At 65.5% G+C, this 13,183-nt stretch carries 12 protein-coding genes; 8 read left to right on the forward strand and 4 right to left on the reverse strand.

What is annotated here, in order from left to right:
* Nucleotide 1 precedes the first annotated feature (1 nt).
* From KG104_RS00520 to dhaM, 6 genes are all read left to right on the forward strand, one after another.
* On the forward strand, nt 2-2,509 hold the full coding sequence (locus KG104_RS00520) for an ATP-dependent Clp protease ATP-binding subunit (protein ID WP_104053562.1): 2,508 nt from the start codon (nt 2-4) through the stop codon (nt 2,507-2,509).
* Between the two features lie 157 nt (nt 2,510-2,666).
* Nucleotides 2,667-3,179: an amino-acid N-acetyltransferase gene (locus KG104_RS00525; RefSeq protein WP_104053563.1), complete on the forward strand. Its 513-nt coding sequence runs from the start codon at nt 2,667-2,669 to the stop codon at nt 3,177-3,179.
* A 158-nt stretch (nt 3,180-3,337) separates the two neighbouring features.
* On the forward strand, nt 3,338-3,514 hold the full coding sequence (locus KG104_RS00530; protein WP_104053564.1) for a CsbD family protein: 177 nt from the start codon (nt 3,338-3,340) through the stop codon (nt 3,512-3,514).
* A 208-nt stretch (nt 3,515-3,722) separates the two neighbouring features.
* Nucleotides 3,723-4,721, forward strand: a complete 999-nt coding sequence (dhaK, locus tag KG104_RS00535) for a dihydroxyacetone kinase subunit DhaK (protein ID WP_104053565.1) — start codon at nt 3,723-3,725, stop codon at nt 4,719-4,721.
* 2 nt (nt 4,722-4,723) lie between these two features.
* The gene (gene dhaL / locus KG104_RS00540; RefSeq protein WP_104053566.1) at nt 4,724-5,365 is read left to right on the forward strand and encodes a dihydroxyacetone kinase subunit DhaL; all 642 of its coding nucleotides are present in this window, start codon (nt 4,724-4,726) and stop codon (nt 5,363-5,365) included.
* Nucleotides 5,362-6,174, forward strand: coding sequence for a dihydroxyacetone kinase phosphoryl donor subunit DhaM (dhaM, locus tag KG104_RS00545; RefSeq protein WP_207348107.1), 813 nt, complete (start codon nt 5,362-5,364; stop codon nt 6,172-6,174). The genes dhaL and dhaM overlap by 4 nt, the downstream gene beginning before the upstream one ends.
* A 28-nt stretch (nt 6,175-6,202) precedes the next feature.
* Here the strand turns inward: dhaM and KG104_RS00550 are convergent, their stop codons facing one another.
* Nucleotides 6,203-7,195 carry an HhH-GPD family protein gene (locus KG104_RS00550; protein WP_207348106.1) on the reverse strand — a complete coding sequence of 331 codons (993 nt, stop codon included), beginning with the start codon at nt 7,193-7,195 and terminating at the stop codon, nt 6,203-6,205.
* Between the two features lie 87 nt (nt 7,196-7,282).
* Between KG104_RS00550 and KG104_RS00555 the strand changes: the two genes are divergently transcribed.
* Nucleotides 7,283-7,969 carry a hypothetical protein gene (locus tag KG104_RS00555; protein ID WP_104053569.1) on the forward strand — a complete coding sequence of 229 codons (687 nt, stop codon included), beginning with the start codon at nt 7,283-7,285 and terminating at the stop codon, nt 7,967-7,969.
* A 33-nt stretch (nt 7,970-8,002) separates the two neighbouring features.
* Here KG104_RS00555 and disA read toward each other — a convergent pair whose 3' ends face one another.
* The 3 genes from disA to KG104_RS00570 form a co-directional block, all read right to left on the reverse strand.
* Complete coding sequence (gene disA / locus KG104_RS00560; protein WP_104053770.1) at nt 8,003-9,079, reverse strand: DNA integrity scanning diadenylate cyclase DisA; 1,077 nt, start codon at nt 9,077-9,079, stop codon at nt 8,003-8,005.
* Nucleotides 9,080-9,209: 130 nt separating this feature from the next.
* On the reverse strand, nt 9,210-10,577 hold the full coding sequence (gene radA / locus KG104_RS00565) for a DNA repair protein RadA (RefSeq protein ID WP_207348105.1): 1,368 nt from the start codon (nt 10,575-10,577) through the stop codon (nt 9,210-9,212).
* A 67-nt stretch (nt 10,578-10,644) separates the two neighbouring features.
* Complete coding sequence (locus KG104_RS00570) at nt 10,645-11,775, reverse strand: FUSC family protein (protein ID WP_237685532.1); 1,131 nt, start codon at nt 11,773-11,775, stop codon at nt 10,645-10,647.
* Nucleotides 11,776-12,041: 266 nt separating this feature from the next.
* Between KG104_RS00570 and pstS the strand changes: the two genes are divergently transcribed.
* Nucleotides 12,042-13,166 carry a phosphate ABC transporter substrate-binding protein PstS gene (gene pstS / locus KG104_RS00575; RefSeq protein WP_104053571.1) on the forward strand — a complete coding sequence of 375 codons (1,125 nt, stop codon included), beginning with the start codon at nt 12,042-12,044 and terminating at the stop codon, nt 13,164-13,166.
* Nucleotides 13,167-13,183: the final 17 nt, after the last annotated feature.

Consider the following 13,183-nt stretch of genomic DNA (forward strand, 5'->3'; position numbering starts at 1 on the left):
CATGTTTGAAAGATTTACCGACCGTGCCCGTCGCGTTGTCGTGCTTGCCCAAGAAGAGGCTCGCATGCTCAACCACAACTACATCGGCACCGAGCACATCCTGCTCGGGCTCATTCATGAGGGTGAAGGTGTCGCAGCTAAGGCCCTTGAATCCCTGAGTATTTCGCTCGGTGCCGTGCGTGAGCAGGTGCAGGAGATTATCGGTCAGGGCCAGCAGGCCCCGTCCGGCCACATCCCCTTCACCCCGCGTGCCAAGAAGGTTCTCGAACTCTCCCTCCGGGAGGCCCTGCAGCTTGGCCACAACTACATCGGCACCGAGCACATCCTGCTCGGGCTGATCCGTGAAGGCGAAGGCGTTGCCGCACAGGTGCTGGTCAAGCTTGGCGCTGACCTGAACCGGGTGCGCCAGCAGGTCATCCAGCTGCTCTCGGGTTACCAGGGCAAGGAACCTGTCAGCTCCGGCGGCCAGCAGCAGGAAGGCCAGCCGGCCGGTTCGGTTGTCCTGGACCAGTTCGGCCGCAACCTCACCCAGGCTGCGCGCGAGTCCAAGCTCGACCCGGTGATCGGGCGCGAGCATGAGATGGAACGGGTCATGCAGGTGCTGTCCCGCCGCACCAAGAACAACCCTGTTCTGATTGGTGAGCCCGGCGTCGGCAAGACGGCAGTCGTTGAAGGGCTGGCCCAGGCCATTGTCCGCGGCGATGTTCCCGAAACCATCAAGGACAAGCAGCTGTACACACTTGACCTGGGTTCCCTCGTTGCCGGCTCCCGCTACCGCGGTGACTTTGAGGAACGCCTGAAGAAGGTCCTCAAGGAAATCCGCACCCGCGGCGACATCATCCTTTTCATCGATGAGATCCACACCCTCGTGGGCGCCGGTGCCGCCGAAGGCGCCATCGACGCAGCTTCCATCCTGAAGCCGATGCTGGCCCGCGGGGAACTGCAGACCATTGGTGCCACCACTTTGGACGAGTACCGCAAGCACATCGAGAAGGATGCAGCACTTGAGCGGCGTTTCCAGCCGATCCAGGTCAACGAACCTTCCGTTGCGCACTCCATCGAAATCCTGAAGGGACTGCGGGACCGCTACGAAGCGCACCACCGCGTGTCCATCACGGATGCCGCGCTGACATCGGCGGCAACCCTGGCGGAGCGCTACATCAGCGACCGTTTCCTGCCGGACAAGGCCATTGACCTGATCGATGAGGCCGGCGCCCGCCTGCGGATCCGCCGTATGACGGCTCCGCCGGAGCTCAAGGAGATCGATGAGCGCATCTCTGCGCTGAAGCTGGAGAAAGAATCAGCCATCGATTCCCAGGACTTCGAAGGCGCTGCCAACCTGCGGGACAAGGAGCAGAAGCTCCATGACCAGCGGGCTGAAAAGGAGCGCCAGTGGAAGTCCGGCGGCCTGGATGACATTGCCGAGGTGGATGAGGAGCTCATCGCCGAGGTGCTGGCCAATTCCACCGGCATTCCCGTGGTCAAGCTCAACGAAGAAGAATCCACACGCCTGCTCAAGATGGAAGACGAGCTGCACAAGCGCGTCATCGGTCAGGATCAGGCCATCAAGTCCATCTCGCAGGCCATGCGCCGTACGCGGGCCGGACTTAAGGATCCCAAGCGTCCGGGCGGTTCCTTCATCTTCGCCGGTCCCACCGGTGTGGGTAAGACGGAGCTTGCCAAGGCACTGGCTGAATTCCTCTTCGGTGATGAAGAAGCACTCATCACGCTGGACATGTCCGAATACTCCGAGAAGCACACTGTTTCCCGGCTCTTCGGTGCCCCTCCGGGATATGTCGGATACGAAGAAGGCGGGCAGCTGACCGAAAAGGTCCGCCGCCGTCCGTTCTCCGTGGTCCTGTTCGACGAGGTGGAAAAGGCCCACGCGGACCTCTTCAACTCGCTGCTGCAGATCCTCGAAGACGGCCGCCTGACGGACAGCCAGGGCCGCGTGGTGGACTTCAAGAACACCATCATCATCATGACCACCAACCTGGGAACCCGGGACATCTCCAAGAGTGTCTCCACCGGTTTCCAGTCCGGCACCGACACCAAGACCGGTTACGACCGGATGCGGGCCCGGGTCACGGAGGAACTGCGTCAGCACTTCCGCCCCGAGTTCCTGAACCGTGTTGATGACACGGTGGTCTTCCCGCAGCTCACGCAGGACGAGATCGTGCAGATCGTGGACCTGTTCCTGGAACGCCTGGGCAAGCGCCTGGCGGACAAGGGCATGACCATTGAGCTGACCCCCGCGGCCAAGGTTCTGCTGGCCACACGGGGCTACGATCCCGCCATGGGTGCCCGGCCGCTGCGCCGGACCATCCAGCGCGAGATCGAGGACCAGCTCTCCGAGAAGATCCTGTTCGGGGATCTGAAGCCCGGAGAACTGGTGTCCGTGGATGTGGAGGGCGAAGGAGACGACGCCACCTTCACCTTCGAGGGACACGGCGTACCCAAGGCCCTCGAAGAGGCACCGTCCGCAATTGAGGCGGGCGTCGGCGACTAGCCTGCGGCGCAGTGTGAACAGATGCGCAGTTTGAACAGATGAAGGGACCCGGCGGGTATGCAGCCCGCCGGGTCCTTTCGCGTTTCCGGATCCCTTCCATTGCGTGCCTTGACAGCCGTTTTGCGGCGGGCAGTCCGTGCAGTCCTAGACTGGACCGGTGACTTCCACCACCATCACTGTCCGCCGAGCACGCACCTCCGATGTTCACCGCATTCGTTCCCTCGTGGCGCCCCTGGCCGACGAGCGGATCCTGGTGGCGAAGGAGGCGGTTGCCTACTACGAGGGGCTCCAGGAGTTCCGGATTGCGGAAGGGCCCGACGGCGAGGTGATTGGCTGCGGTGCGCTGCATGTCATGTGGGAAGACCTCGCCGAGGTGCGGACCCTGGCCGCGGACCGCCGCTGGCGCGGGCACGGCGTTGGCCACGTCCTGCTGGAGGCACTGCTGGCCGATGCCGTGGAGATTGGTGTGCAACGTGTCTTCTGCCTGACCTTTGAGGTGGACTTCTTCCGACGCCACGGATTCGAGGTGATGGCCAATCAGTCGGCCGTGGATCCGGAGGTCTACTCCGAACTGCTGCGCTCCCATGACGAGGGAGTGGCCGAGTTCCTGGACCTCGCGCGGGTCAAGCCCAACACCCTGGGGAACACCCGGATGATCCGCACGCTGTAGCGCCGCTGACGGGGCGGGTGTTCGCGATCAGGGGAACTGACCCTCATCGGCTGGCCTTTTGCTCCTGCCGGTGGATAAGCTCAGGGTACTTAGCATCATTCACGGTCCGGCGAACCGGCAGTTGCCGGCGGACCACGATCAGAAAGCGGGATCCAATTATGGGCGCAGATGACAAGGTGCAGAATTCAGCCGAGAAGCTTGGCGGCAAGGTCAAGGAAGGCCTCGGTAAGGCCACCGGCAACGAGCGCATGGAAGCTGAAGGACACGGCGACCAGGCCAAGGGCAGTGCCAAGCAGGCCGGCGAAAACATCAAGGATGCCTTCAAGGGCAAGTAGATCTTCCTCGGACATAACACGTCCGGGAGGCGGCGGGAGGGGCATGATGCCCCTCCCGCCGCTGTTTAATGCGATCCCTCCGTTCGCCTGTCCAACGGTCAGTCCCGGGGGTAGGGTCGAAAGCAGTCTCACCGATGTCCTGATCCCGAACACCGCGGTGCAGCCGCATCGCCTGTACGGGCCGTTGCGCTGAAGGAGCTGCTCAAAGATGAAGAAGCTGATCAATGACCCGCGCAGGGTTGTCTCGGAGTCCCTCGCAGGATTTGGGCTGGCCCACCATAACCTGGTTCGTGTCCACAGCGATCCGGACCTCGTGCTCCGCCGGGAGCCGTCGCGGGGCAAGGTATCCCTGGTTTCCGGCGGCGGCAGCGGACACGAACCGCTGCACAGCGGTTACGTAGGCACCGGAATGCTGGACGCGGCAGTCCCCGGAGCCGTGTTCACTTCCCCCACTCCGGATCAGATCCTTCCGGCAATCACTGAAACCGACACCGGCGCCGGGGTCCTGCTGATCGTCAAGAACTACACCGGGGACATCCTGAACTTTGAGACCGCTGCTGAACTGGCGCAGGCGGAGGGCATCACCGTCGCCACAGTGGTGGTGAACGACGACGTCGCAGTGGAAGATTCGCTGTACACGGCGGGCCGCCGGGGAGTGGCCGGAACGGTGCTGGTGGAGCGGATCGCCGGCGGGGCAGCGGAACGGGGAGACACGCTGGAGCAGGTGGCCGCGGTGGCGGAACGCGTCAATGCCAATGTCCGGTCCATGGGAGTGGCTCTCGCCCCCTGCACCGTTCCCCATGCCGGGGAACCAAGCTTCACCCTGGCCGACAATGAAATTGAGCTGGGAGTAGGAATCCACGGCGAGCCGGGCCGGCGCCGGATGCCCATGGCGGACGCCAACAGCATCACGGACCAGCTGCTGGAACCCGTACTGCAGGACCTGGGAGCCTCCTCCGGGGACCCTGTGCTCCTGTTCGTCAACGGCATGGGCGGAACCCCGCTGAGTGAGCTGTACATCGTCTACCGCCGGGCAGCGGAAGTGTTGGCCGAGCGCGGTATCCGGGTTGAACGATCCCTGGTGGGAAACTACATCACGGCCCTGGACATGCAGGGGGCATCGGTGACGGTGCTGCGCCTGGACAATGAACTGACGGAACTTTGGGACTCGCCGGTCAACACGCCGGCCCTGCGATGGGGGATGTAACCATGTCACTGGACGCAGCGTGGGCAGACCGGTGGATGCGTGCAGCAGCCGCAGCCATGGCCGAGAACCGGCAGCACCTGATCGACCTGGACCGGGACATCGGTGACGCGGACCATGGCGAGAACATGGACCGCGGATTTTCGGCGGTGGTGGAGAAGCTGGACGCGGACGGAACCCCGGCCACTCCGGGTGACGTGATGAAGCTTGCCGCTATGACCCTGATGTCCAAAGTTGGCGGGGCAGCCGGGCCGCTGTACGGCACGGCCTTCCTGCGGGCTGCCACGGCGGCGGGACCGGCACCGGACCTGGATCCAGGAACGCTGGTCACTGTCCTCACAGCCGCACGGGACGGAATTGTTGCCCGCGGAAAAGCCGAAGTCGGAGACAAAACCATGGTGGATGCCTGGACGCCGGCAGTTGAGGCAGCCCAGACAGCAGCCGGCGCCTCGGCCTCATCCGCTGAGGTGCTTGCCGCCGCATCAAACGGAGCCCGGGCCGGCCTTGCCGGCACCGAACCGCTGATAGCCCGCAAAGGCCGCGCCAGCTACCTCGGAGAGCGCAGTGCCGGCCATCTTGATCCCGGGGCTGCTTCCACAGTCCTGATCCTGCAGGCGGCGGCACAAGCGGCGGAAGAGGGCTCATGAGTGTTGGATTGGTGATCGTTTCGCACAGCGACAAACTCGCTGAGGGTCTCCGTGAACTGGCGGCGCAGATGGCACGGGACGTCACCATCGAAACGGCCGGAGGTACGGACGACGGCGGGATCGGCACCAGCTTCGAGAAAGTCTCCGCTGCCATTGCTGCGGCGGACACCGGCGACGGGGCACTGCTGCTTGCCGACTTGGGATCAGCGGTCATGACCGCGGAAACGGCAGTGGAATTCCTTGAAGATGAGCAGCGCGCACGTGTCCGCCTGGCCGACGCGCCGCTGGTTGAAGGAACCGTGGCGGCGGCAGTTGCCGCCCAAACTGGAAGAACCCTGCAGGCAGTGCTGCAGGAAGCCGAGTCGGCAGGGAGAATACCGGGGCCGGCGGGCACCCGGGACACCGGCACCCAGGACTCCGGAGCCCCGCCCGGTACGGAACCGACAGCCGCCGCCGGGACAGGGACGGGGGAGCAGCCCGGCACGGACCCGGCGGCCGGCGCGGGGGAGCCGGGCGATGCCGGTGACGATGATTTCGATCCCGATGATGCCGGGGTTCACACCGGTTCGTGGGAGCTCATTAACCCGGCGGGACTGCATGCCCGCCCTGCCGCAGCCGTGGCCCAGGCCATGTCGGACCTCGATGCGGAGGTCCGCATCAACGGAGTGGACGCCAAGTCCATGATGATGCTGATGACGCTCGGGCTGGGACAGGGCCAAACCCTGACCGTGACGGCACGCGGTCCCGATGCGGCCCGGGCCGTGGAGATGATGGCTCTGGAAGTTCGCAACGGTTTCGGCGAGATTTAGCCCGGGGGGGAGCCCGGCGGGGCTGCGTTCAGACGGGAAGCTGCAGGCCGGCGTCGTTTTCTTCGGCCAGCTTGTCCGCCAGCAGACCGGCCAGGGCGCGCTCAAGCTGTTCGGCGGGCGCCTGCAGGGCGTGCAGCTTGGCCAGCGCGGCTGCGTCCGTCCCGGCGTCCGCTTCCGCTGAGCTTGTTGCCGTGTTGTTGTCTGTTGCGGCGGCGGCCGTCGTCAGATCCGCCGGGCCAAGGAGCAGATTCCGCGGGACCGGCTCCCGGGCCTGCCGCAGCACGGCCATGAGGGCGCCGCGGACCTGCCGGTCGGTGCCTGCCCAGGCCTGCCCCTTGGGCACATAATCGGGTGCTGGTTCTCCGGCCGCCACCCAGGCGCAGCGCTGCCGCACCGGACACACCGCGCATTTGGGGGACCGGGCAGTGCACACAAGAGCGCCCAGCTCCATGACGGACGCATTCCAGGCGACGGAGGCGGCGTCGTCGTCGGGCAGCAGTTCCACGGCCAGGCGCATTTCAGCGGCATTCAGCGCCGGCGCAGGCAGCGCCTTGCCCGAAAGTGCCCGGGCATGGACCCGGCGGATATTGGTGTCCACCACTGTTTCCCTGCGGCCGAAGGCAAAAGAGGCAACCGCCGCAGCGGTGTAGGTGCCAACGCCGGGCAGAGTCAGGAGTTCCTCCCGGGTTGCGGGAACGGAACCGTTGAAGCGGTCCGTCATGGCGGCGGCAGCGGCATGCAGCCGAAGCGCACGCCGGGGGTACCCCAGCCGGCCCCAGGCGCGAACCGCTTCCCCGCTCGGCTCGGCGGCCAGGGCGGACGGTTCCGGCCAGCGCTTCATCCACTGCTCCCACACCGGCAATACCCGGACCACGGGGGTCTGCTGCAGCATGATCTCACTGACGAACACACCCCACGGGCTGCACCCGGGACGCCGCCACGGCAGATCGCGTGCATTGGCCGTGAACCAGCTGATGATTTCCGTATGCAGCTGCGGTGCCTGCTGCAGGCCCGGTTCCATGCATTCTCCCTTGGTTATGACCAGCAATACTCTACTAACCGGCGTGGTGCGGCAGGTAATCCGGGGCCGGGTACCTAGCCTTAAGTCATGGTTGGGAACGAAACATCAAACAGGGCTCCAGAGCGGCCCAGTGCGGCTGTCTACCGGCGGCGCAGGATCGTCGCAGGAATCCTGGTGCTCCTGGTCCTGATAGGCCTTGTCGCAGGCATCAGTGCAGCGGTCAACATGCTGCGGGGGGACGACAGCGCTTCCGCCACTGAGACAACTGAGGAAGCCACTTTGCCCGGGCCGGACAGCCAGCAGCCCGGAGCCGCGCCCGCCGGCACTGCTGCTCCCACAGCTCCGGCCGCGAGCCCGGCAGCCACAGCGAGCGCAACCGCCGCACCGGCACTGTGTCCGCCGGCCTCCGTGGGAGTCAGCGCCACCACCGACGCTCTGAGCTACACCGCCGGCGTTGCACCCATGCTGACCATGACGGTCACCAACACCGGGGCGGAGGCATGCGACGTCAACGTGGGCACCAGCCAAATGGAGTTCATCATCACCAGCGGCTCAGACCGGATCTTTTCCTCCGCCGACTGCCAGCAGGCCGGTGAGGATCTGTTCAAGACCATTAAGCCCAACACCGTGGAAACGGCAAAGTTCAGCTGGGACCGCCAGCGCTCGGCCCCCGGGTGCTCGGAAGTTGCCAGCAATCCCAATCCGGGAACCTACTCGTTCACCGCGCGTCTGGGGAACATCAGCAGCGAACGGACCACCTTCGAACTCGAGTGACCGGACCGCTGGATAATAAAGCCGGTTCGCCCGCTACATAAAACGGTCGAGCAGACTGGTCTCGGCAATGCGGGAGAGCCCCTCGCGCACGGTGCGGGCGCGCTGCTCGCCGATGCCGTCCACCGTCATCAGGTCATCAATGTTGGCGGCCATCAGGTTCTGCAGACCGCCGAAGTGGTCCACCAGCCGGTTGGAGACCGCCGGCGGCACCGACTTAATGTTGCTGAGCAGCCGGTAGCCGCGGGGCTGCACCACGGCCTCCAGTGAATCCTGGCCGGGCTGGAAGCCCACAACGGCGGCAATCTTGCTCAGGTCCACCATGTCGGAGGAACTGAGGTTCTGCAGCGTGGCCACCTGGTCTTCGGGCCGCTGGCTGCCGTCCTGCAGGTCTGCGTAGTCGCGGACGATCATCTCACTGCCCGGCCCCAAGCCGGCGGTGAGTTCCTCGAGCTGCAGCGACAGCAGGCGGCCGTCCACCCCGAGTTCGAGGACATACTGGGAGATTTCCTCGGAAATGCGGCGCACCATTTCCTGGCGCTGCAGGGTGACGGCAACATCCCGGACCGTGACCATGGCTTCGATTTCCAGGGCGGAGAGGGAGTTGGTGACCTGGTCCAGGCGCGCCCGGTAGCGTTCCAGAGTGGCCAGGGCCTGGTTGGCGCGGGCCAGCACCGGCTCGGAACCCTCCAGCACGTGGCGCAGTCCGCCGACGTAGAGCTGGATGATCTGCATGGACTGGCTGACCGAGATGACGGGGAAACCGGTTTCGATGGCTACCCGCTCCGCTGTGCGGTGCCGGGTTCCGGATTCGTGCGTCTCGATCGTGTGGTCCGGCACCAGCTGCACTGCTGCGCGCAGAATGGTCTTGGCGTCCTTGTCGCAGACAATGGCGCCGTCCATTTTGGCCAGTTCCCGCAGGCGGGTGGGCGAAAAATCGATGCCGATGTCGAATCCGCCGGAGCAGATGGAGTCAACGGTGCGGTCAAATCCCATGACGATCAGCGCGCCGGTGCGGCCGCGGAGAATGCGCTCCAGGCCATCGCGGAGTTCGGTTCCCGGCGCAACCCGGGCCAGGGTGGCCTTCAATGAATCTTCGGGACTTCGTGCCACGGTCACTTCCTTCCGGCCGTCGGGCCCACGGGCGTTCTGGGCGGACAATGCACAGACACTTTCCCTATAGTAGTGGTCCCGCACGGGACAATGACCACCTTTGTGCCGTCCGCCGCAGGTGCGCGCCGTCCTAGAACAGGAGCTTGAGTGCCTCCGTCAGTGTGGAAACCTCCCGGACGTGGAAACCGGTCGGAACCGCGCCGGGACCGTTGGGTGAAGCCGGAACCACCGCGTGCGTGAAACCGAGGCGTTCTGCTTCCTGGATCCGCCGGGCTATGCCGGGGATGGGCCGCACTTCTCCGGCCAGGCCAACCTCCCCAAAGGCAATCAGCTGGGCGGGAAGGGGTTTGTTCATCTTGGCGGACGCAACGGCAAGGGCCACTGCCAGATCGGTGGCCGGCTCGCTGAGCTTGACCCCGCCCACGGTGGCCACGTAACTGTCATCCTTGGCCAGATTCATGGACGCCCGCTGCTGCAGCACTGCCAGGAGCATGGCGACCCGGGAGGAATCCAGTCCGCTGGTGGCACGCCGGGCCTGCGCGTTGCTGGTTTCGGCCAACAATGCCTGGACCTCGGCCACCAGGGGCCGCTTTCCTTCCAGCGTGACGGTAATGCAGGTGCCGGACACGGGTTCCTTGGTCCGGGACACAAACAGCCCGGAGGGGTCCGCGAGGCCCACAATGCCTTCCTCCGTCAGGTCGAAGCAGCCCACTTCATCGGTGGGACCGTAGCGGTTTTTCACGGCCCGCAGCAGGCGCAGACGGGAGTGGCGGTCGCCGTCGAACTGGCAGACCACATCCACGAGGTGTTCCAGCAGCCGGGGCCCGGCGATGGAGCCGTCCTTGGTCACGTGCCCCACGAGCAGGGTGGTCATGTTCCGTTCCTTGGCCGCCGCAATCAGGGAGGCTGCCACTTCGCGGACCTGGCTGACCCCGCCGGCGCTGCCGTCCACAGCGGCGCTGCTCAGGGTCTGCACGGAGTCAACAATCAGCAGCGCGGGCTTGACCTGCTCCACCTGGCCCAGAGCCTGCCCCAAATCGGTTTCCGCACTCAAATACAGGAAATCCGACACCGCGCCGATGCGCTCGGCACGCAGTTTGACCTGCGCCGTGGATTCTTCACCGGTGACGTACAGGACCTCCCGTCCGAGGTTCCCCACTTTGGCTGCCACATCCAGCAGCAGCGTGGACTTTCCGACACCCGGTTCACCGGCAAGCAGGATAACGGCACCCGGGACCAGCCCGCCGCCCAGAACGCGGTCCAGCTCATCCACTCCCGTGGCCTGATAAGCGGCGGTGGTGGAGTCCACGTCCGCAATGCGCTGCGCCGGGCGTGCAACGGTGGCTGCCGCAGTGGTGCGGGCAATGACTTCCCCGGCTTCCTCCACAGTGCCCCAGGCCTGGCATTCACCGCAGCGGCCCACCCACTTGGCGGTGGTCCAGCCGCACTCGGCGCATCGGTAGTTGGCGGTTTTTGCGCGGGTTGTCTTCGTGGCCATAAAAACAGGCTATCCCGCCGCACTGACACTTCCGCGCCGTGCCCCGCGGCTTGGGGACCACACCGGATCACACCTCGGACAGGCAGCTCACTGCTTCCTCGTGGCTGAGTCCCGTGGACTCGAGCAGATCCACCACGAGCGGCCGGAATAGCATGATCAGCGCGTCGCCCTGAATGTTGGTGATGCCCAGCGAGCCGGGGTTCAGCTGCGCACCCACGGCGGAGAGTTCGTTGCGTGCCTGGCGAAGATGCCGCTCCCTCGCACCCGCCGACTCACCGCCGGCCAGCGCGCGGGCGAGGATATCGACGGCGTCGGCCGTGTCATTGACAACTTCGGTGACGCGCTCAATAGCCTCGTCATCGAGGGAGGCGTGGTTGATGACCGACGTGGTGCGGCGGGCGAAGACCCGGCTGTTGCGCACTGCGAGGTCCAGGTAGCCGATGGATCCGCGCAGGTCTCCGAGCTCGGCCAGATGCCGCCGGTAGGCCGGGGATATTCGGGCAATCTCCCGGGCATCACGCACGCTGCGTGTGAGCAGATCCAGCTGGGGCTGCGTGTTGCGGGCACGCACCAGGGCATGCCAGGCAACGGTGGAATCACTCTTTGCCACCGCTTCGGCGCACTGCCGCAGCACCGCGGAGAGCTCGTGCAGCAGGTCGCGGACATTGGACTTTGGCTCCCGCCGGGGATCGCGGGGAGCCAGCATAGTGACCAGCAGGGCAAACAATCCGCCCACGAGGGCATCTGCGCTGCGCGTAAACACGCCGCCGTCGGGAGCGGGAAGGAGTACCACCAGCAGCGACTGGAGGCCCAGCTGAGTGGTGAAAATGACGCCCCGGTCCAGGAAGCGGGCAAGCATGACGGAGAGAAAGAGTACGACGGCGGCCTGCCACAGTCCGGTGCCCAGTGTGTGCAGCAGAAGTTCACCGATGGTGATTCCCAGGGTGCAGCCAATGCCAACCTCCAGTACCCGGCGGGTACGCGGTTCCCGGGAAAAGCCCAGCGATATGAGCGCGGCAGTGGCCGCGAAGAGCGGTCCCTCATGGCCGAGCACATACTCGGCAAAGCCGTACGCCCCGACGGCGCAGATGGTCATCTGAAGTGCGGGGATGACCGAATCGCGGCTTCGGCGCAGCCCAACCTTTACCCGGTTGCGCAGGAACCCCCGGCTTTGGGCAAGGCGGTCACGTGGGGGCATGCCAACAGTCTAGGGGCAGAGCAGTGCGCCCTCCATCCGAAGAGCACTGCGGCGTACTTCGGTGACGGGGCAAATCCGGCGGGACAACACCAGCACCTTGTGGACGCGGGTGTGCCGGCCAGAGTTTCCTCCGCCGCTTGGCCCCGTTCACCTTTCGTTAACCTTCTCCGTCCACCATCGATGGAGGGGCGGCAGAACGTCCCGGTGTGACGGCGCGTGCCGGGACACCTGCTCTACGGAAAACGAGCCCTTGAAAGGGGCCAGACGTGTCGGTAATTCGCATAGTTCGTTCCGCAGCACTGCTGTCAGCCGCCGCGCTCGCCTTGTCGGCGTGCGGCAGCGACAGCGCCATCACCCCGGCCGGCGGCAGCACGCCGTCGTCCTCATCGGAAAGCACCCTTGCCGGGACGCTTTCCGGGTCCGGCGCCTCCTCCCAGGACTCTGCCATGCAGGCCTGGATCGCGGGGTTCACCGCAGTGAACCCGGACACCGCAGTGCAGTACTCTCCGGACGGATCGGGAGCCGGCCGCAAGGCGCTGCTGGCCGGCGGTGTGCAGTTTGCCGGTTCGGATGCCCATTTGAAGGACGAGGAAGTGGAAGCCTCCATCGAGGCATGCGGGCCGGACGGCGCCCTGCACATTCCCGCCTACATCTCGCCCATCGCCATCGCCTTCAACCTGGACGGCGTGGATGAACTCAACCTGGATGCCGAGACGATTGCGGGCATCTTCCGCGGTGAAATCAGCACCTGGAATGACCCGGCGATCGCGGGACAGAATGAGGGTGCGCAGTTGCCCGATACGCCCATCACGGTTATTCACCGCTCTGACGAGTCGGGAACCACCGAAAACTTCACCGAGTACCTCGCGGCTGCAGCGCCGGCCGTGTGGAGCACTGAGGCTAGCGGTGAATGGCCGGCCGATCTGGACGGCCAGGAGAATGCCCAGGGCACCAGCGGCGTCGTGTCTGCTGCCGGCGCCACTGACGGAGCCATCACGTACGCGGACGCCTCAGCCGTCGAGGGCATGGGCACGGTAGCGGTAAAGGTTGGCGCAGAGTACGTCCCCTACAGTTCCGAGGCCGCGGCGAAGGCGGTGGAAGCCTCCACTCCGGTGACCGGCGAGGGCCGCCCCGACGGCGACATGGCCATGGATTTGGTCCGCGACACCACCGAATCCGGAGCATACCCCGTGGTCCTGGTCTCCTACCACATCTACTGCACCACCTACCCGGATTCTGAAACCGTAGATTTGGTGAAGGCCTTCGGCTCCTACGTGGTCAGTGAGGAGGGCCAGGCAGCTGCAGCGGACGCAGCAGGCAACGCGGAGCTCTCCCAGCCGCTTCGCGAGAAGGCCGAAGCCGCACTGGCAGGCATCAGCGTCGCGAAGTAGCCCGTGCCCTCCGGGTG

Source organism: Arthrobacter sunyaminii (assembly GCF_018866305.1).
Lineage (GTDB): Bacteria > Actinomycetota > Actinomycetes > Actinomycetales > Micrococcaceae > Arthrobacter_B > Arthrobacter_B sunyaminii.

Coding starts and splice junctions, on each gene's coding strand:
- KG104_RS00550 (WP_207348106.1), bottom strand. CDS start 7,195: ATGGAACCGGGCCTGCAGCAGGCACCGCAGCTGCATACGGAAATCATC.
- radA (WP_207348105.1), bottom strand. CDS start 10,577: ATGGCCACGAAGACAACCCGCGCAAAAACCGCCAACTACCGATGCGCC.
- KG104_RS00530 (WP_104053564.1), top strand. CDS start 3,338: ATGGGCGCAGATGACAAGGTGCAGAATTCAGCCGAGAAGCTTGGCGGC.
- KG104_RS00570 (WP_237685532.1), bottom strand. CDS start 11,775: ATGCCCCCACGTGACCGCCTTGCCCAAAGCCGGGGGTTCCTGCGCAAC.
- KG104_RS00520 (WP_104053562.1), top strand. CDS start 2: ATGTTTGAAAGATTTACCGACCGTGCCCGTCGCGTTGTCGTGCTTGCC.
- KG104_RS00555 (WP_104053569.1), top strand. CDS start 7,283: ATGGTTGGGAACGAAACATCAAACAGGGCTCCAGAGCGGCCCAGTGCG.
- dhaK (WP_104053565.1), top strand. CDS start 3,723: ATGAAGAAGCTGATCAATGACCCGCGCAGGGTTGTCTCGGAGTCCCTC.
- dhaL (WP_104053566.1), top strand. CDS start 4,724: ATGTCACTGGACGCAGCGTGGGCAGACCGGTGGATGCGTGCAGCAGCC.
- dhaM (WP_207348107.1), top strand. CDS start 5,362: ATGAGTGTTGGATTGGTGATCGTTTCGCACAGCGACAAACTCGCTGAG.